The 16144-nt window shown below is 71.2% G+C and carries 18 protein-coding genes; 12 read left to right on the top strand and 6 right to left on the bottom strand.

What is annotated here, in order from left to right:
- Positions 1 to 49: 49 nt before the first annotated feature.
- Complete coding sequence (locus OG878_RS18000; protein ID WP_328887731.1) at positions 50 to 1045, bottom strand: aldo/keto reductase; 996 nt, start codon at positions 1043 to 1045, stop codon at positions 50 to 52.
- A gap of 233 nt (positions 1046 to 1278) precedes the next feature.
- On the opposite strand from OG878_RS18000, the gene OG878_RS17995 reads away from it, so the two are divergent.
- The 6 genes from OG878_RS17995 to OG878_RS17970 all read left to right on the top strand — a co-directional run bounded on the left by OG878_RS17995 (position 1279) and on the right by OG878_RS17970 (position 6210).
- Positions 1279 to 1773 (top strand): hypothetical protein, encoded by a 495-nt coding sequence (locus OG878_RS17995; protein WP_328887730.1) that lies wholly within the window; start codon positions 1279 to 1281, stop codon positions 1771 to 1773.
- Positions 1774 to 2205: 432 nt separating this feature from the next.
- The gene (locus OG878_RS17990; protein WP_328887729.1) at positions 2206 to 3567 is read left to right on the top strand and encodes an aminopeptidase C; all 1362 of its coding nucleotides are present in this window, start codon (positions 2206 to 2208) and stop codon (positions 3565 to 3567) included.
- A gap of 206 nt (positions 3568 to 3773) precedes the next feature.
- Positions 3774 to 4229, top strand: a complete 456-nt coding sequence (locus OG878_RS17985; RefSeq protein WP_328887728.1) for a MarR family winged helix-turn-helix transcriptional regulator — start codon at positions 3774 to 3776, stop codon at positions 4227 to 4229.
- Positions 4226 to 5080 carry an ABC transporter ATP-binding protein gene (locus OG878_RS17980; RefSeq protein ID WP_328887727.1) on the top strand — a complete coding sequence of 285 codons (855 nt, stop codon included), beginning with the start codon at positions 4226 to 4228 and terminating at the stop codon, positions 5078 to 5080. The genes OG878_RS17985 and OG878_RS17980 overlap by 4 nt, the downstream gene beginning before the upstream one ends.
- Positions 5040 to 5903, top strand: a complete 864-nt coding sequence (locus OG878_RS17975) for an ABC transporter permease (protein WP_328887726.1) — start codon at positions 5040 to 5042, stop codon at positions 5901 to 5903. Before OG878_RS17980 ends, OG878_RS17975 begins: the two co-directional genes overlap by 41 nt.
- 28 nt (positions 5904 to 5931) lie before the next feature.
- On the top strand, positions 5932 to 6210 hold the full coding sequence (locus tag OG878_RS17970) for a hypothetical protein (RefSeq protein WP_328887725.1): 279 nt from the start codon (positions 5932 to 5934) through the stop codon (positions 6208 to 6210).
- Between the two features lie 18 nt (positions 6211 to 6228).
- On the opposite strand, the gene OG878_RS17965 is transcribed toward OG878_RS17970, so the two are convergent.
- From OG878_RS17965 to OG878_RS17950, 4 genes are read right to left on the bottom strand one after another with little or no spacing between them, the layout of a single operon-like run.
- Positions 6229 to 7293, bottom strand: a complete 1065-nt coding sequence (locus tag OG878_RS17965; RefSeq protein WP_328887724.1) for a tetratricopeptide repeat protein — start codon at positions 7291 to 7293, stop codon at positions 6229 to 6231.
- On the bottom strand, positions 7290 to 8543 hold the full coding sequence (locus OG878_RS17960) for an ATP-binding protein (RefSeq protein ID WP_328887723.1): 1254 nt from the start codon (positions 8541 to 8543) through the stop codon (positions 7290 to 7292). The genes OG878_RS17965 and OG878_RS17960 overlap by 4 nt, the downstream gene beginning before the upstream one ends.
- Before the next feature lie 9 nt (positions 8544 to 8552).
- Positions 8553 to 8735, bottom strand: a complete 183-nt coding sequence (locus OG878_RS17955; protein ID WP_328887722.1) for a DUF397 domain-containing protein — start codon at positions 8733 to 8735, stop codon at positions 8553 to 8555.
- Complete coding sequence (locus OG878_RS17950) at positions 8732 to 9508, bottom strand: helix-turn-helix domain-containing protein (protein ID WP_328887721.1); 777 nt, start codon at positions 9506 to 9508, stop codon at positions 8732 to 8734. Before OG878_RS17950 ends, OG878_RS17955 begins: the two co-directional genes overlap by 4 nt.
- Positions 9509 to 9730: 222 nt before the next feature.
- Here OG878_RS17950 and OG878_RS17945 point away from each other — a divergent pair, with 222 nt between their 5' ends.
- The 3 genes from OG878_RS17945 (at position 9731) to OG878_RS17935 (ending at position 12997) form a co-directional block, all read left to right on the top strand.
- Positions 9731 to 10066, top strand: coding sequence for a hypothetical protein (locus tag OG878_RS17945; RefSeq protein ID WP_328887720.1), 336 nt, complete (start codon positions 9731 to 9733; stop codon positions 10064 to 10066).
- A gap of 207 nt (positions 10067 to 10273) precedes the next feature.
- Positions 10274 to 12076, top strand: coding sequence for a serine/threonine-protein kinase (locus OG878_RS17940; protein WP_328887719.1), 1803 nt, complete (start codon positions 10274 to 10276; stop codon positions 12074 to 12076).
- A 261-nt stretch (positions 12077 to 12337) separates the two neighbouring features.
- A complete protein-coding gene (locus OG878_RS17935) occupies positions 12338 to 12997 on the top strand; it encodes a TetR/AcrR family transcriptional regulator (protein ID WP_328887718.1) in 660 nt (219 codons plus the stop codon).
- 284 nt (positions 12998 to 13281) lie between these two features.
- On the opposite strand, the gene OG878_RS17930 is transcribed toward OG878_RS17935, so the two are convergent.
- Positions 13282 to 13980, bottom strand: a complete 699-nt coding sequence (locus tag OG878_RS17930; protein ID WP_328887717.1) for a GDSL-type esterase/lipase family protein — start codon at positions 13978 to 13980, stop codon at positions 13282 to 13284.
- Between the two features lie 58 nt (positions 13981 to 14038).
- Between OG878_RS17930 and OG878_RS17925 the strand changes: the two genes are divergently transcribed.
- The 3 genes from OG878_RS17925 (at position 14039) to OG878_RS17915 (ending at position 16101) form a co-directional block, all read left to right on the top strand.
- Entirely contained in the window at positions 14039 to 15043 is a 1005-nt protein-coding gene (locus tag OG878_RS17925) for a WD40 repeat domain-containing protein (RefSeq protein ID WP_328887716.1), read from the top strand.
- Between the two features lie 52 nt (positions 15044 to 15095).
- Entirely contained in the window at positions 15096 to 15620 is a 525-nt protein-coding gene (locus OG878_RS17920) for a GNAT family N-acetyltransferase (protein WP_328887715.1), read from the top strand.
- A 70-nt stretch (positions 15621 to 15690) separates the two neighbouring features.
- Positions 15691 to 16101: a DUF4259 domain-containing protein gene (locus tag OG878_RS17915; RefSeq protein ID WP_328887714.1), complete on the top strand. Its 411-nt coding sequence runs from the start codon at positions 15691 to 15693 to the stop codon at positions 16099 to 16101.
- The last annotated feature ends 43 nt before the right edge of the window (positions 16102 to 16144 follow it).

Raw genomic sequence — 16144 nt, 5'->3', positions numbered from 1 at the left:
GACGGCGGACGGCCCGCCGGAAAGGAACTGAGAGCGCGTCAGGCCACCCTCACCAGGCGAACGCCTCCGGAGACGGACCCGGCCCCGGGAAGATCTCGTCCAGCGACGCCAGCACCTCCGCGGAGAGTTCGAGGTCGAGTGCCCGCAGTGCCGAGTCCAGCTGCTCCTGGTTGCGCGGTCCGACGATCGGTCCTGTCACGCCGGGCCGGGTGAGCAGCCAGGCCAGGCCGACCTCGCCGGCCTCCAGGCCGTGCTTGTCGAGCAGGTCCTCGTAGGCCTGGATCTTCTCGCGCTGCGCCGAGTTCTTCAGCGCGTCCGCGCTGCGGCCGGAGGCCGAACGTCCGGCCGTGCCCTCGCGCTCCTTCTTGAGCACACCGCCCAGCAGGCCGCCGTGCAGCGGGGACCACGGGATGACGCCGAGGCCGTACTCCTGCGCGGCCGGGATGACCTCCATCTCGGCGCGGCGCTCGATCAGGTTGTAGATGCACTGCTCGCTCACCAGGCCCAACGAGCCGCGCCGGGCGGCCAGTTCGTTGGCCTGGGCGATCTTGTAGCCGGCGAAGTTCGACGAACCCGCGTAAAGGATCTTGCCCTGCTGGACCAGGACGTCGATCGCCTGCCAGATCTCGTCGAAGGGGGTGTTCCGGTCGACGTGGTGGAACTGGTAGAGGTCGATGTAGTCCGTCTGAAGCCGCTTCAGCGACGCCTCGACGGAGCGCCGGATGTTCACGGCGGACAGCTTGTCGTGGTTGGGCCAGGCTTCGCCGTCGGCGGCCATGTTCCCGTACATCTTGGTGGCCAGGACCACCTTGTCGCGGCGTTCGCCGCCCTTGGCGAACCAGGTGCCGATGATCTCCTCGGTGCGGCCCTTGTTCTCGCCCCAGCCGTAGACATTCGCGGTATCGAAGAAGTTCAGACCCGTGTCCAGCGCCGAGTCCATGATGGCGTGGCTGTCCACCTCATTGGTCTGCGGGCCGAAGTTCATGGTGCCGAGGACGAGGCGGCTGACCTTGAGTCCGGTGCGTCCGAGCTGCGTGTACTTCATGGACACCAAGCCAACGCCTTCGAGTCCGCTCGAAGCAAGGGTGACCGGTGAGCGCCCGCCACCGTGACGCGAACCGGTCCAGCGCCTCCAGGACCGCCCGGCTGGTTGCCCGCCCGGGCGCCGTGCCCCGTCGAGCATGGCCTGCGCCGCGCCCGGCCATGCCTTGGCCGGCTCGTGCGGTGATCAACGGGGCCGAAGGGGCCCACCTCGCGGCGGGGCGTAGCGTGACTGCCATGAGTTCGATCCCGCGCGTCCTGGCCGTACTCGACGAACTGCTCGCCACCGCCGCCCCCGAGCAGCGCGGGGCTCTGTGGCGACTGGCCGATCAGGGGCGGGACCTGGACGCCAATCTCGTACGGCTGCCGCCGGGCGCCGAGGTGGGGGAGCACCAGGAGGACGTCCTGGACGTGCTGCTCGTCGTCGTCGCGGGCACCGGTCGCGTGGTCATGGGTGAGGAGTTCCTGGAACTGGCCCCCACCACGGTCGTCCGGCTGCCCCGCACGTCCCGCCGGGCCCTCGTGGCCGGCCCGGACGGGCTGTCGTACCTGACCGTCCACCGCCGCCGTCCGGGCCTGACCATCAAGCCCTCGGTCGAGGTCCCGGTGACGTACGAAGGCGGCGAGGGTCCCTGCATGCTGGACCGGGTCTGTCCCGATTGCGGCCGCCTCTCGGAGGATTCGGCGCCGGTGTTCTGCAGCAGGTGCGGGGAGCGGTTCCCGGAGCGGTGAGCGCGCCGCGATCCACGCGTGGCCGGCGGGTTGCCCGGGGGCCGCTCCGTTCACCCCGCCGTGGGCTGTGGCGCGAGGGCCCGGCCGGCACGTGCTGACCGGCGCACCCCACCCGGTCCGCGGTCGCCACCGCGGCGCCTGCGCCGGCCGGGTGGGCGGCAGGACCGGGTGCCGGCTGGCCACCGCGTGCCGAGCTCGACGCGTGCGGCGGTGTCGACCGGCCGGGGGCCCACCGGTGCGAGCCACCGCCACGGGCGAGGGCGGCTGCGCGCTCGGCGCGTCACGGCAGGTCACGGCAGGTCGCCTCGCCGATCGCGTGGGCAACTCCGTTGACTGCGGCCGAACGGCCGTGCGACGGTGAGAACGCTTTCCCTCCCGCCTGCCCCGGGCCCGCGCGAACACGGGCCGACTCGAGAACTGGAAGCGGATACTGTGACGTTCGGACACCCTCACTCCCCTCAGGCCACCGACCGCAGTCTCACCCCGGCGCAGTTCGAGGTCTTCGAGAAGGAGTTCGCCTCTCGGCCCGCGAACCGGCTGATGCAGAACGCCGTGACCCAGACGCCCGTGGACGACATCGCCCTGGACCGGCGGATCGTGACCGCCGTCGACCACTCGGTCTCCCACCACCTGGACGACTGGAAGGTCACCAACCAGAAGCAGAGCGGACGCTGCTGGATGTTCGCCGGGCTCAACCTGCTGCGCGTCGGCGCCGCACAGAAGCTCGGCGTGAAGGACTTCGAGTTCTCCCAGAACTACCTGCTCTGGTGGGACAAGTTCGAGCGGGCGAACCACTTCCTCGAGGCCGTCATCGAGACCTCCGACCGAGACGTCGACGACCGGACGGTGGCGCACCTGCTCGGGGACCCCATCAGCGACGGCGGACAGTGGAACATGTTCGTGGCGCTGGTCGCCAAGCACGGCCTGGTGCCGAAGTCGGCGATGCCGGAGACGAACAGCTCGTCGGCGACGGGACCGATGAACCGGGCCCTGAAGAGCCTGCTCCGCAAGGGTGCCCGGGATCTGCGCCGGACGGCCGCCGAGGGGGCCGAGGCGCAGCGCGTGCTCAAGCGAGAGGTGCTGGCCGCCGTCCACCGCGTACTCAGCATCCATCTCGGTACACCGCCGCAGCGGTTCCTGTGGCAGTGGCGGGACAAGGACCAGGAGTTCCACCGCGCCGGCTGGATGACGCCGGCCGAGTTCGCGAAGTCGTACGTGCAGATTTCCCTCGACGACTACGTCTGTATCGTCCACGACCCGAGGGAGTCGAGTCCGGTCGGCCGCACCTTCACCGTCGAGTACTTGGGCAATGTCGTCGAAGCTCCGCCGGTGGTCTACCTGAACGTGGAGATGGACCTGCTGAAGCGCCTCAGCATGGACGCCATCGTCGGCGGCGAGCCGGTCTGGTTCGGCTGCGACGTGGCCCGGATGATGCGTGCGGACCTCGGGATCTGGGACGCCGATCTGTTCGACTACGAGGCCGTCTACGACACGTCGTTCGAGCTGGACAAGGCGGCACGCCTCGTCCACCACGAGACCCAGATGACGCACGCGATGCTGTTGACCGGCGTGGATGTGGTCGACGGCGCCCCGCGTCGCTGGCGGGTCGAGAACAGCTGGGGCGATGAGAAGGCCGACAAGGGCTTCTGGACCATGAACGACTCGTGGTTCGGCGAGCACGTCTTCGAGGTCGCGGTGCGGCGCTCCGCACTGCCGCCGGAACTGGCCGCCGCCCTCGACGAGCCGCCGATCGTCCTGCCGGCCTGGGACCCCATGGGCGCACTCGCCGACTGAGGTCCGCCCGAAGCCGCCGGCGGGGTGGGATGACGGCCCGCCCCGCCGGCGGTACGGGCACGTTCATGCCCATGACCGCCGGCCGGCCCTGCCGTACGCAACGGAGAGTGCGCAGCGCACCCGGTTCCTCCGGCCGGACCGCGGCCCTCACATACGGCCCCAATCGCAAACGGTCGATACCTCGCATGCAGAGCTAAACTGGACAGATGGCGGCAGGTGATCCACCTGAGGAGCTCGCCGGACTTCTGCCCCGCATCCAGCGGCTCGCCCGGCGAAGGCTGTGGAACGGCCTGCGTGCGCCCCGGCTGCGCGGCGCGCACGCAGAGCTCCTCCGGCTGGTGGTCGACGAGCCGGGCATTCGCGTCTCGGCGGCCGCGCACGACCTCTGCCTCGCGGCCAACTCCGTCAGCACCCTGGTCAACCATCTGGTCGCGGAAGGGCTGTTGCGCCGTGAGACCGACCCCGGCGACGGGCGTGCGGCGCTGCTCCACCCGACCCCCGCGGGTGTCGAGCGGCTGCGCGAGTGGCGTGCCCGGCGCGACGCGCTCTTCCGTGAGCACGTCGCGCGGCTCGACGCGGCGGACCGGGCCGCGCTGACCGCCGCGCTCCCGTCACTGCGCCGGCTCGCCGAGTCGCTGCGCGAAGGAGAGGAGCCCCCATGACCCCGGCTCTCAGCTGCACCGGCCTGACCTACTCCTTCGGCACGTCGAAGGCCGTCGACGGCCTCGACCTGCTGGTCCACCCCGGTGAGGTCTTCGGCCTCCTCGGGCCCAACGGTGCGGGCAAGACGACCACCATGCGCGCGATCACCACCCTGCTGCCCGTACCGGCCGGGGTCATCGAGGTGTTCGGCCATGACGCCGCCCGGCAGAAGATGGCCGTACGGCGCCTGCTCGGTTACGTACCGCAGCAGCTGTCCGCCGACGCCGCTCTCACCGGCCGGGAGAACGTCTCCCTCTTCGCCCGGGTCTTCGACGTGCCCCGTCGGCAGCGTGCGGCCCGCGTCGGGCAGGCGCTGGACGCGGTCGGCCTCGGCCCGCAGGCGCACCGGCTCGCCGCCACGTACTCCGGTGGCATGGTGCGACGCCTCGAACTCGCCCAGGCCCTGGTCAGCGCGCCGCGCCTGATGATTCTGGACGAGCCGACCATCGGCCTGGACCCGATCGCGCGCGACAGCGTCTGGGACCGCATCACCGAGATCCGTACCGGCACCGGGATGACCGTGCTGGTCACCACCCACTCCATGGACGAGGCCGACCAGCGCTGCGACCGGCTTGCGCTCATGCACCTCGGCCGACTCCGCGCGCTCGGTACACCGGCCCAGCTGAAGAGCGCACTCGTCGCCCACCGCCGGAAGTCCGGCGAGACCGGCCTGCCGCCGCCGACCCTGGAGGACGTCTTCCGGTACCACTCCGGAAGCGGCCTGGACGACCCCGGCCCCGGATCCGCCGACGAGAAGGGAGCGTTCCGCGATGTCCGCCGTACCCGTCGCACCGCACACCGCCTCGGCTGAACCGGCCTCGCCCGGCCGGCGGTTCGCTCTCCTGCTGGACCCGCCGCCGCCCCGCACCGGCTGGCGCGTCGTCCCGGCGCGCGTCACCGCGATGTGCGTCGTCGAAATGCAGAAGCTGCGCCACGACCGCACCGAGATCTACACCCGCGCCGTGCAGCCCGCGCTCTGGCTGCTGATCTTCGGCGTGACGTTCTCCCGCATCCACGCGATCCCCACCGGCGGCGTCCCGTATCTCGACTTCCTGGCGCCCGGCATCATCGCCCAGTCCGCCATGTTCATCGCGATCTTCTACGGCATCATGATCATCTGGGAGCGGGACTCGGGCGTCCTCACCAAACTCATGGTCACGCCGACGCCGCGGACCGCCCTGGTGACCGGCAAAGCCTTCGCCGCCGGGGTGAAAGCCGTGATCCAGGCGGCGGTCGTCATCGTGATCGCCGCGGTGATCGGGGTCGGCATGACCTGGAACCCGCTGCGCCTGCTCGGCGTGGTCGTGGTGGTCGTCCTCGCGTCGGCATTCTTCTCCTGCCTGTCGATGTCGATCGCCGGGATCGTCCTGACCCGCGACCGCCTGATGGGCATCGGCCAGGCCATCACCATGCCGCTGTTCTTCGCCTCCAACGCGCTCTACCCGGTCGCCGTGATGCCCGGCTGGCTCCAGGCCATCAGCAGGGTGAACCCGCTCAGTTACCAGGTGGACGCCCTGCGCGGACTGCTCATCGGTACGCCGGCCCATCTCGGTCTCGACCTGGCGGTCCTCGCCTTCGCCGCCCTCGTCGGCATCGTCGCCGCGGGTTCCCTGCTTCCCCGCCTGGCCCGCTGACCAGTCGTACGTGGGTTACGTTCTCGGCATGGCCGACACCGATCAACTGGTTCCCGTGCCTGCCGGGCTGGTCGTCGACAGCCTGTGGTTCCTCGACAGCTGCGGCGATGACGAGGTGGACCCCGACTCCGCGGTGAAGATGGCGGAGAGCCTGACCCACGTGCTCACGCAACTGCCGTCCGAGCAGCTCAACCGGTTCCTGCAGGTGCTCGAGGGTCTCGCCGAAGCCGAACCCGACCCGGGGCGGCGGGAGTTCCTGGAGTCGTTCCCCTTCGCCTGCGGCCTGGTGGAGGAACCGGAGCGTTGACGCCCCCGCGCGTGGCCGCTACCGCGTACGCGGCCGGTCGAACCAGATCGTCAGCAGCGTCGGCCCGAGCCCCACCCAGAACACCACCTGCGGGACACCCCGGTCCGTCCACGGGACCGCGACGATCGCCACCGCGCAGAGCGTCCCCAGCACCGCCTGCACCAGCACCAGCCGCGCCCAGAACAGCCGCCGCACCAGCGACCGCACGCTCAGCCGCACCCCTGCCCGCAGCTTCCGGTACCGCCGCCACGCGCCGAAAGCCCAGATCGCGCCGATCAGTGCCAGCGCGTACAGCCGGGTGCCGAGCGGCAGCGGCAGCCCGGGGCCGTCCCCGTCGGACGGGAACAGATCGATCGCCCCACCCGCCAGCACCAGACTCAGCACGGCCAGCCACCGGGTGCCGCGCAGCATCTGGAACACCGCACGGTCCAGCCCCAGGCGCATCCGGTCCGAGGCCGGGTCGGCGGCGAGCGCCGACGCGTACACCTCCGCCTGCTTCTTCGGTCTCACCCCGGGCGCCCGGGCCTGCGTGTCCGCGTGCTCCTGCAGCGCCCACGCGTCGGTGGGGTCGATCCGCAGGGCCTCGCGCACCGCCAGAGCGGTGATGTCGCTTCGGCCGTTGAGCAACGACGCCTTCCACAGCGCGTAGTACGCCGCCGTCTCCTCCGGCCCCAGCCGGACCGCCTCCTGCGCCGCCTCCAGTACCTCGGGCCAGCGCGGCCGCCAGGCACCGAGCGCCTCGGCGAGCGCGACATGCGACTGCCACATGAGCGGGGCGAGCCGCACCGCCTCCTGCGCCGCCGCGAGCGACTCGTCCGGCCGCGTCGTCCGGCGCATCCCGTAGGTCCGCACGATCAGCGCGTCCACGTACTCCGGGTCGATCGCCAGCGCCGCCCCGGTCGCCTCGACGACCTTGTCGTACTCCTTGACCCGCAGATGGCAGCGGGCCAGCTTCGCCCAGGCACGGACGTCCTCGGGGTCCTGGGCCAGCCGCCTCGCCAGCAGTTCCTTCGCCTCGTCGACGCGGTCGAGGGAGAGCAACGCGGACGCCTGCTCGGTGAGGTCCTGCCCCGTGGTGCTCACAGCTTCCGCTTCCTCTTCAGGTAGGCGAGCAACTCGTCGTACATGCCGCCCTCGTTGGCGAACATCGCCACATTGCGCGCCGAGGCGAACCACGGGTCGGTGGACGGCCGTACTTCCTTCGCCGCGGCCAGCAGGTCCTTCATGTTGATCATCCGGACCGTGCCGGTGCGCGTCGAGTCGAGCAGCGCCCGCTCCGAAGCGGACTCGCAGAGATGCGCCAGGTCGGCGCCGGACAGATCCTCGGTGACCTTGACCAGCTTGCCCAGGTCGACGGATTCGATCGGCCGGTCACGCAGGTGGTAGCGGAGGATCGCCTCGCGTGCGGGGGCGTCCGGCGGCAGCACGAGCAGGGTGCGGTCGAGCCGGCCGGGGCGCCGGAGCGCGATGTCGACGTCCCAGGGGACGTTGGTCGCAGCGAGCACGAACACGCCCTCGTTCGCCCCGTCCACGCCGTCGAGTTCGGTGAGCAGCTGGTTGACGGTGTTGCGCATGCCCCCGTGGTGCATGCGGCTCCGCTTGGCACCCAGTGCGTCGACCTCGTCGAGGAACAGCACGCACGGGGCCTGGCGGCGGGCCGTCTCGAAGACCTCGTGCATGTTGCGCTCGGAGTTGCCCATCCACATGTCGAGCACGTCGTTGATCGACACGGACATGAAGCTCGCCCCGAGTTCACCCGCGACGGCACGCGCGATGAACGTCTTGCCGCAGCCGGGCGGCCCGTACATCAGCAGCCCGCCGCGCAGGCTCTTCCCGTACAGCCTGCCCAGTTCGGGGTTGCGCATGGGAGCGAGGAAGGCGGCTTCGAGACGGTCCTTGATCTCCTGCATGCCGCCGACGTCGGCGAGCGTGACGGAACCGGGAGTATCGACCTCCCAGACGGCGGCGTCACCGGGGTCGCCCTGGCCGGCGACGGGGACGGGCGCCTCGGGCGTCTCGGACGTGACGAAGCGGGGCGGTACGGCGTCCTTGACCTGGTCCTCGGCGGCACGCCAGTCGAACCCCGTCGGAGCGGGTGCCGCCGGCCCCTGGGGGGCCTCGGGTGCGGGCATTTCCATCGCCCGGACCATGAGCGCTCGCGCACCGGCGTCGCCCGGCGCATGCTGCAGCGCGACGGCGGCTTCGCTGACGGCGGCGTCGCTCAGTCCCTCACCGAGCAGCAACTCGGCAAGATGCAGCCGAAGCGGTACGTCGGTGGGCGCCGCGGCAACAGCGGTACGCAGACTCTGGATCAGGGGTGACTCGTGGGACATGCCTCCACCCTATTGAGCGGCGGCATACCCCAGGAAGGCGGTCCAGGCGGCGCGGGAGAGGGCGAGAGCGGGGACGGTGAGGTCCTTGGAGTCGCGGACGTGGACGGTGCGGGGGCGGGTGGCGACCTCGACGCAGTCGCCGCCCTGATCGCCGCTGTAGCTGCTCTTGAACCAGTTGAGGTCGGTGCTCATTCTTCCCCTGCCACCTCTTCGATCAGCTTCATGGACGCTTCCGGGCTGAGCGCCTGCGCCCGCAGAATCCCATACTTTCCGAACAGGTCCCCCAGGTCAGGCTGTTCGGTGATGAAGAAGCTGCCGCTCTGTCCTTCGATATAGGCGAGGCGGCTCCGTTCAGCCGTCTCCAGCAGGACGAACGGACCATTGAGTCCCGCGTGAGTGGTCCGGTCCGGCGCCATCACTTGTATCTGTACGTTCCGCAGCTGCGCCACGTCGAGGATGTGGCGCAGCTGCCTTTTGCGTGTCTGGTGGCCCCCGATGGGCCGCGTGAGCGGATGCAGCTCCAAGACGAAGCCGATGTCTGCGACTGGTCTGCGGGTGAGCAACTCCTGCCGTTTCAAACGGGCCGCGACCCGCCCTTCGATCTCTTCATCGTCGAGAGACGGATGGTGGCTGGTGAAGACCGCGCGGGCATGCTCCTCCGTCTGGAGCAGACCGGGCACCGAGTGCGTCTCGTACTGGTGCCGCGCGCAGGCCCCGGTCTCCACCCCGGCGAACTCTTTGAACCACGAGGGCAAATGGCTGGTCCGCAGCTCCGCTCCCGCCGCATTCAGTGCACCTTGTGCTCCCAACGCCTCGTCCGCCCGCGCGATGAAGCTTCCCTTCGGTGGCCGCTGCCCCCGTTCCACCATCGCCACCTGCGACTTGGAGAAGCCGATTCTCAGACCCAGGACCTCCTGCGACAGTCCCGCCTGTTCCCGGTAGAAGCGCAACAACGTCCCGAACATCTGGGCAGTGCCGCCCCCTTGGCCGCCGGAGTGCACAACCCACCTCCCAAGTGCACAAGAGTGCACAGACGCCTTGTGTCCCTGGTCACGGTACGTGCGCGGCCTCACACTTTCCGTATGGAACGGAAAAGTTCACCGGACCCGGCGCCTTCGTGGGTGCCTGCGCGCGGGCATGCTCTTCGCTGTGCGGGCATCCACTTCGATGCCGTACGGATCACCGGCGTGGCCGGAGAGCAAGTCGCCTGCGAAATCATTCGGTTCACCGGGCTCGACGCGGGGCCCATCGTGCGCTCGAGGGTGGGGGAGCAGGGCGTGTACTTCCTGGTGCCGCCGCTGTCCGCGAACGCGCACCACTGGCCGGCAGGGGCGGAAGTGATGAGCCGGGGTGGGCGGACGGCGGCGTTCGTCGGGGTGCCCGCACTGCGGGGACCGACCTGGCCGCTGGACTGGCGCTCCCGGCCGACCGTCTCGACGCCGTTCGTGGATGCGGTGTTGCTGCACGAGCTGACGGTGGACGTTCTGGCAGAGGATGCGGGTGGGCGCCCTGCCGGCTCCTGACCGGATCGGCCTCCCGCCCATCCCCGCAGCCGGCACCGGTCCTGTCGGCATCACGACTCCCGATGGCGAGTTGTGCCGCCGAGTGGTCGCCCGAACCAACTGCTCGGCGACCAGGGTTCGGTGCGTCCCGGCAGGGGGGCGCCGACGGGCCGTCCTTGGATAGGGTGCCGTCTCGATGTCGATGTTCCACGGGGGAGACGTGAATTGATGAGTAGTCAGCACCCGGCCCGGGGGAGTTCTTCCCAGGTCTTCCAGCCGCTCGCGGCGGACGATCCGGCCACCATCGGCGGTTACCGGCTTGCCGCCAAGCTCGGCGCGGGCGGCATGGGCAAGGTGTATCTGTCGTACACGCCCGGTGGGCGACCCGTGGCCATCAAGGTGATCCGCCCCGAATTCGGTGAGGATGCCGAGTTCCGGCGCCGGTTCGCCCAGGAAGTGCAGTCCGCGCAGCGGGTGCAGGGCCTGTTCACCGCACCTGTCATCGACGCCGACACCGACGGTGGGCAGCCCTGGCTGGCCACCGCGTACGTGCCGGGGCCCTCGCTCGCCGATGCGGTCATCGCCCATGGGGCGCTGCCGGTCGACACCGTACTGCTGCTGATCGCGGGCATGGCCGAGGCCCTGCACGTCATCCACGGCGCGGGCATCGTGCACCGCGATCTCAAGCCGTCCAATGTGCTGCTCGCCGCCGACGGGCCCCGCGTCATCGACTTCGGTATTGCCTACGCCGCCGACGCGACCTCGCTCACCGGGAGCGGTGTCACCATCGGCACGCCCTCGTTCATGGCCCCCGAACAGGCTGCCGGGCGCAGGGTGACCGCGGCCACCGACGTCTTCGCGCTCGGTCAGGTCGCGGCGTACGCGGCGACGGGGACGCCGGCTTTCGGTGAGGGGACCTCGCACGGTGTGCTCTACCGGATCGTCCATGAGGAGCCGGACCTCAGCGGGGTGCCGGAGCGGCTGACGGAGCTGGTCACCCGATGCCTCGCCAAGGACCCCGAGGGCAGGCCGTCGATCGCGGAGGTCATCGCGCTGTGCCAGTCCGCGAACGCGGAGACGGTGCTGCGCCGCCCGGAGGACTGGCTGCCCGGCCCGGTCGCCGCCGACATCACCGTACGGGCGGCGGCCCCCGCCCCCGTCCAGACTCCGCCGCCCCCGGCCACCGCCCCGTCCGTGGCGTACTCGCCCACGACGCCGGTGGCCCCGGCTGCCGCACCCGCGGGCTTCGGCCCGCCCGTGGCGTACCAGCCCCCTCAGCAGCAGTACCGGACGCCCGCCCAGGCGCAGCCCCACGCCCACGCGTACGCCCCGACCGAGGCCGCCGGGTTCCCGCAGACGCGCCCCATGTATCCCGGACAGCCCGTCCCGCAGGCTCCCCGGCCGCCGAAGAGCGCGGGCAGGCGTGGAGCGGTCATCGCCCTTGCCGCCGCGCTGGTCTTCGGTGTTGCGGGTGGCGGTACCTACCTCCTGCTCAAGGACAAGGGGGAGCAGACACAGGGCGACGGCCCGGTGCAGGACGGGCAGGGTGGGCAGGGTGGGCAGGGCACGCCGGAGAGTCAGGAGAGCAGCGGCGGCGAGACGGCCGCGTCCACGCCGTCCGCCAAGCCCGCGCCGAAGCCCGTCGTCGGCAAGGGCATCAACCTCACGGCCGGCTATCACCTGACGCTCGGTGACGACAGCCTCCGGCCCGAGAAGGGTGAGGACGGTGGGTACGAACTCTCCTACGACACCGGCGGGTACCTCGACGCGGAGAGCGAGGGCGGCAACCTGGTGCTGCTCGATCCGGCGCAGGAGGGATCGCTCGACACCTGCCTCCAGGAAACCCGGTTCGCCGCGAACATCTACGTGAACACGCTCTCGAAGGGGCGGCAGATCTGCGTCATCACGGGGACGGGTCACATGGGACTCGTGACGGTGCAGGGCTTCTCGGACCAGGACTCGCCCAGTACGTACATGACTCTGGACCTCACCGTCTGGCGCAACGCCGTCACCTCCGGCTCGGGCGACTGAGCCGGAGCCCCGCCCGGCCGGTCATGGGCCGGCCGGTACCGGATGCGGCGTCAACTCTCCGTCGTATTGCGGGAAGGGCCGGCCCGCGGCGGCACCGGTGCGGCCGATGAACGCAGTTGGGGTCACTGCTGCCCGCCTTCCGGCCGGCGGGTCCGAAGGCGTGGCGGATCCTCCGCTTGGGGGACATAACGGGAACAATGGGGGCATTGCCTGGGTTTGCCGCTCCGTGTCGGGATTGCCGGGGCCGACGAAGGAGTGCCTGTGGTGGATGCCTGGGTCAGCCGTGGAGCGGGGACGGGCGAGGCGGTCGGGGCGGTCCTTGCGGAAGTCGAGGACCGTGCGCAGTGGCGCAGCCGGCTTCTGCGGGCCGGACGTGACCTGTTCGCCGCGTACGGCTACGCGCACACGACGGTCGAGCAGCTCTGCGCCGAGGCGAAGGTGCCGGTCCGCGCCTTCTTCCAGCAGTTCACCTCGCCGGAAGCGCTGTTGATCGCGCTGTACGACGAGGTGGCGACCCGTGGACTGCGCGCGTCCGAGGCGGTCCTGCTCTCCGACGGCGTGGACGAGTGCGCGGCCGAGGAGCGGTTCCGCCGCCTCTTCGACGCCTATGTGCAGGCGGTCACGGAAGATCCGCGCGGCGCACGGGTGGCGTTCGTCGAAGTGCTGGGGGTGAGCCGCGCGGTGGACGACCATCTCGCGATGTGGCGCACGATGTGGTCCGAGTTCCTGGCCTGTGAGGCCGAGCGCGCCGTGGAGCGGGGCGAAGTCGGCGACGGCGATCAGCGGGTGGCCGTCATGGTGATGACCCACTCCGTCGACGAGCTGCTCGCCCAGCACGGCCGGCGTCCGCGCCAGATCACGCCGGACCGGCTGACGGAGGAGCTGACCCAGTTCTCCCTGACCATGCTCGGACCGCCGTGAGCCGTCTGCGTGGCCGCGGCGCTCCGCAGCTCCGGGGCACAGGGGCGTGCCCACCGCTGTGGCCGGCGCGTGCGTGCTGCTCGGGCTGATCCTCGTGATGACCCCCGAGGCGGGGCTGATCACCTGCATGGCCCCCCGCCCGCGGTCGCCGGCCTTCTTGTCCCGCGACCCCGCTCCCGCCCCCGCGGCAAGGCAGCCGCCGTACCCGGGCGCGGCGGGCCGGACGGCCTGCGGGGAGCGACGCGAGCCGGCGTTCCGGCGGATTCACGCCGGCCGCGGCGCCGTCAGACCAGGAGTGCGCGACCCCCGGCGTAGGGGCCTCCTACGCCCCACGCCTGGTGCATCGCGTCGGCGAACGTCGCGGCCAGTTTCTGTTCGCCCGTGGGGCCCGGGTGCGTACCGTCGTACGTGTCCGCGTGGATGTCGTACGAGGCGGGGCGCGACGCCAGCAGGATCGGGGACGTCGGCTCGTCGAGATCGGCGACGGCCTTTGCGAGCAGCTCGTTGAAGCGGTCGCACTCGGCGGCGAACGGGGCGTCGGACTCGGCCCGGACGTTCGGTATCACCGGCAGGAGCACGGCCCGGACATGCGGGTTGGCGGTGCGGGCGGCGGTGAGGAACGCGCGGACGTTCTCGGCCGTCTGCCCGCTGTCGGTGTAGAAGCCGAGGTCTATCAGGCCGAGCGATACGAGCAGCACGTCGGCACGCGTCGCAGCGACCGTGTCCGCGATCACGGGGGCCATGTGCAGCCACCCCTCACCCCAGCCCGCCAGATGGCGGCGGGCCTCCGCGGGGAACCCCGGGTCGCCGTACGCGTACGAGACCGGCGTGTTCGTCGCGCTGTCGTACAGCTCGGTGCGCGGGCCGACGATCTCGTACGGGCCGTCGAAGGCCGCCTCGAGGTGCTGCCACATCCGATAGCGCCAGGTGAAGTCGCCGGCGCGCCCGATGGTCATGGAATCGCCGACGAACATGAAACGCATGCGGTCATCATGGCGGATCATCACGGCGGGCTGCGACGTGACGATGGACACTTGGCCCATGCGTTCGTATCTGACTGTCTCCGGCGCCGCCGCGCTGCTCGTCCTCGCTGGGGTGGCCGCGACCCCGGCCACGGCCGACGACGGAGCTGCCGACCGCAGCTTCACGATCGAGGACCCCCGCATCACCGAGTCCAGCGGCCTCGCCGCCAGCCGTGCCCACCCGGGCATCTACTGGACGCACAACGACAGCGAGGACGGCCCGTACGTCTACGCCGTCGACTCCCGGACCGGGAAGACCGTCGCGACGATCACCATGCGCGGCGTCGGCGCACCGCGCGACGTGGAGGCCATCTCGCTCGGGCCCGACGGCGACCTGTACGTCGGCGACATCGGCGACAACCTGAACGGCGGCTGGGACCACGTCTGGATCTACCGGTTCCCCGAACCGAAGGTGCTGAAGGACGCGACGGTCCGCGCGACCCAGTTCGACGTGAAGTACGCCGACGGCGCGCGCAACGCCGAGGCGCTGATGGTCCACCCGAAGACCGGCCGGGTCTACATCGCCTCGAAGAACGAGAACGGCGGCGGGCTGTACGAAGGGCCCGCGCAGCTCACCACCGGCAGGACCAATGTGTTCCGGCGGGTCGGGGAGGTGCCGTGGGTGACGGACGGGGCGTTCTCGCCCGACGGCAGGGAACTGGTGCTGCGGTCCTACTTCAGCGCCCGTGGCTACGCGTTCGAGAACGGGCGGCTCGGCGCCGACCACCGGGTCGACGCGCCGTTGCAGGGACAGGCCGAGTCGGTGACGTACACCGCGGACGGCTCGGCGCTGATGTTCGGCTCGGAGGGCGTACGGAGCGACGTGGTGCGCGTGGACATCGGAGGCGGGAGCGGCGGCGGTGACGCGAAGGCGCCGTCGAAGGACGGCGGCGGCGCGTCGTCGCCCGCGGGTGACGGGGGCGGGGGCGGCAACCCGGTGAAGGGCAGCACGCTGGTCGGGGCGATCGTGCTCGCCGCCGTGGGCGTACTCGTCCTCACGAACCGGCGTCGCAGCCGTGGCTGACCGGCCGCGCCCGGCCGGCGCTCCGGCGGTCCGCAGGCAGGGGCGGGCGGCCATGACGAACCACGGGCCCGAGGTGTTCTCCACCGAGCGGCTCGACGCACTCCCGCTGCGCGCCGTGCACGCCGAGGAGATGGCCATGGTCCTCGCCGATCCGGCCCTGCACAGGTTCACGGGCGGGGCCCCGGAGACCCCGGACGCCCTCCGGGCCCGCTACACCCGCTGGGAGTCCGGCTCTCCCGACCCTGCGGAACGCTGGTGGAACTGGGTGCTCCGGGTACGCGCCGACGGCCGCCTGGCAGGCTGGGTCCAGGCCACGGTGGCGGGCCCGCAGGCCGAGATCGCCTGGGTCGTCGGTACCGAGTGGCAGGGCGTGGGCCACGCGAAGGAAGCGGCGGCGGGGCTGGTGACACACCTGCTGGCCGGGGGCACGGTCCGCACGGTCGTCGCGCACATCCACCCCGACCACGCCGCGTCCGCCGCGGTGGCCGCGGCGGCGGGACTCGCCCCCACCGACAGGTGGGAGGACGGGGAGCGGCGGTGGCAGCGCACGGACATCACTTCCGGTGCCGGGAGGTGACGACGCGCACGGACAGGCCCGTTGTCAGTGGTGGTTGCGAGGATGGCCGGACCGCAGAGGGAGGGGCACCATGGGCGCCTGGGACATCGGTCATTTCGACAATGACACCGCAGCGGACTTCTCGGGGGATCTCGACGACGCCCCGCCGGACAAGCGGGCCGAGCTGGTCAGGGACGCGCTGACGGCCGTCGTCGGGACCACGGCGTACCTGGACTCCGACGAAGCCGTCGTGGCCGTGGCGGCGGCCGCTCTGGTGGCCGCGCAGTGCCCGGGCGGGGAGCCCGTGACGACCGTGTACGGACCGGACGAGCCGCTCCCCGAACTGCCCGTGGAGCTGCGGGGCCTCGCGGTTCAGGCCCTCGACCGGGTGATGGCCGAGCCGTCCGAGCTGGTGGAGCTGTGGAGCGAGAGCGGGCACGGGGCGCCGTGGGCGGAGGGCGTCGGCCGGCTCCGGGCGGTCCTGGCGGAGACGGTGGGGTGAGGGACGCACGAGGGGCCTCGGTACGGATCCGTGCCGAGGCCCC

It is taken from the genome of Streptomyces sp. NBC_00316, from assembly GCF_036158715.1.
In the GTDB taxonomy this organism is placed as follows: domain Bacteria; phylum Actinomycetota; class Actinomycetes; order Streptomycetales; family Streptomycetaceae; genus Streptomyces.
Note: the sequence above shows the minus strand (reverse complement) of the source record. Positions and strands in the feature narration are given on the sequence as shown.

What these genes read in the sequence shown, in the direction of transcription:
- OG878_RS18000 (WP_328887731.1), bottom strand. Translation starts at nt 1,045, where the DNA reads ATGAAGTACACGCAGCTCGGACGCACCGGACTCAAGGTCAGCCGCCTC.
- OG878_RS17995 (WP_328887730.1), top strand. Translation starts at nt 1,279, where the DNA reads ATGAGTTCGATCCCGCGCGTCCTGGCCGTACTCGACGAACTGCTCGCC.
- OG878_RS17985 (WP_328887728.1), top strand. Translation starts at nt 3,774, where the DNA reads ATGGCGGCAGGTGATCCACCTGAGGAGCTCGCCGGACTTCTGCCCCGC.
- OG878_RS17980 (WP_328887727.1), top strand. Translation starts at nt 4,226, where the DNA reads ATGACCCCGGCTCTCAGCTGCACCGGCCTGACCTACTCCTTCGGCACG.
- OG878_RS17975 (WP_328887726.1), top strand. Translation starts at nt 5,040, where the DNA reads ATGTCCGCCGTACCCGTCGCACCGCACACCGCCTCGGCTGAACCGGCC.
- OG878_RS17970 (WP_328887725.1), top strand. Translation starts at nt 5,932, where the DNA reads ATGGCCGACACCGATCAACTGGTTCCCGTGCCTGCCGGGCTGGTCGTC.
- OG878_RS17960 (WP_328887723.1), bottom strand. Translation starts at nt 8,543, where the DNA reads ATGTCCCACGAGTCACCCCTGATCCAGAGTCTGCGTACCGCTGTTGCC.
- OG878_RS17955 (WP_328887722.1), bottom strand. Translation starts at nt 8,735, where the DNA reads ATGAGCACCGACCTCAACTGGTTCAAGAGCAGCTACAGCGGCGATCAG.
- OG878_RS17950 (WP_328887721.1), bottom strand. Translation starts at nt 9,508, where the DNA reads ATGTTCGGGACGTTGTTGCGCTTCTACCGGGAACAGGCGGGACTGTCG.
- OG878_RS17940 (WP_328887719.1), top strand. Translation starts at nt 10,274, where the DNA reads ATGAGTAGTCAGCACCCGGCCCGGGGGAGTTCTTCCCAGGTCTTCCAG.
- OG878_RS17930 (WP_328887717.1), bottom strand. Translation starts at nt 13,980, where the DNA reads ATGCGTTTCATGTTCGTCGGCGATTCCATGACCATCGGGCGCGCCGGC.
- OG878_RS17925 (WP_328887716.1), top strand. Translation starts at nt 14,039, where the DNA reads ATGCGTTCGTATCTGACTGTCTCCGGCGCCGCCGCGCTGCTCGTCCTC.
- OG878_RS17920 (WP_328887715.1), top strand. Translation starts at nt 15,096, where the DNA reads ATGACGAACCACGGGCCCGAGGTGTTCTCCACCGAGCGGCTCGACGCA.
- OG878_RS17915 (WP_328887714.1), top strand. Translation starts at nt 15,691, where the DNA reads ATGGGCGCCTGGGACATCGGTCATTTCGACAATGACACCGCAGCGGAC.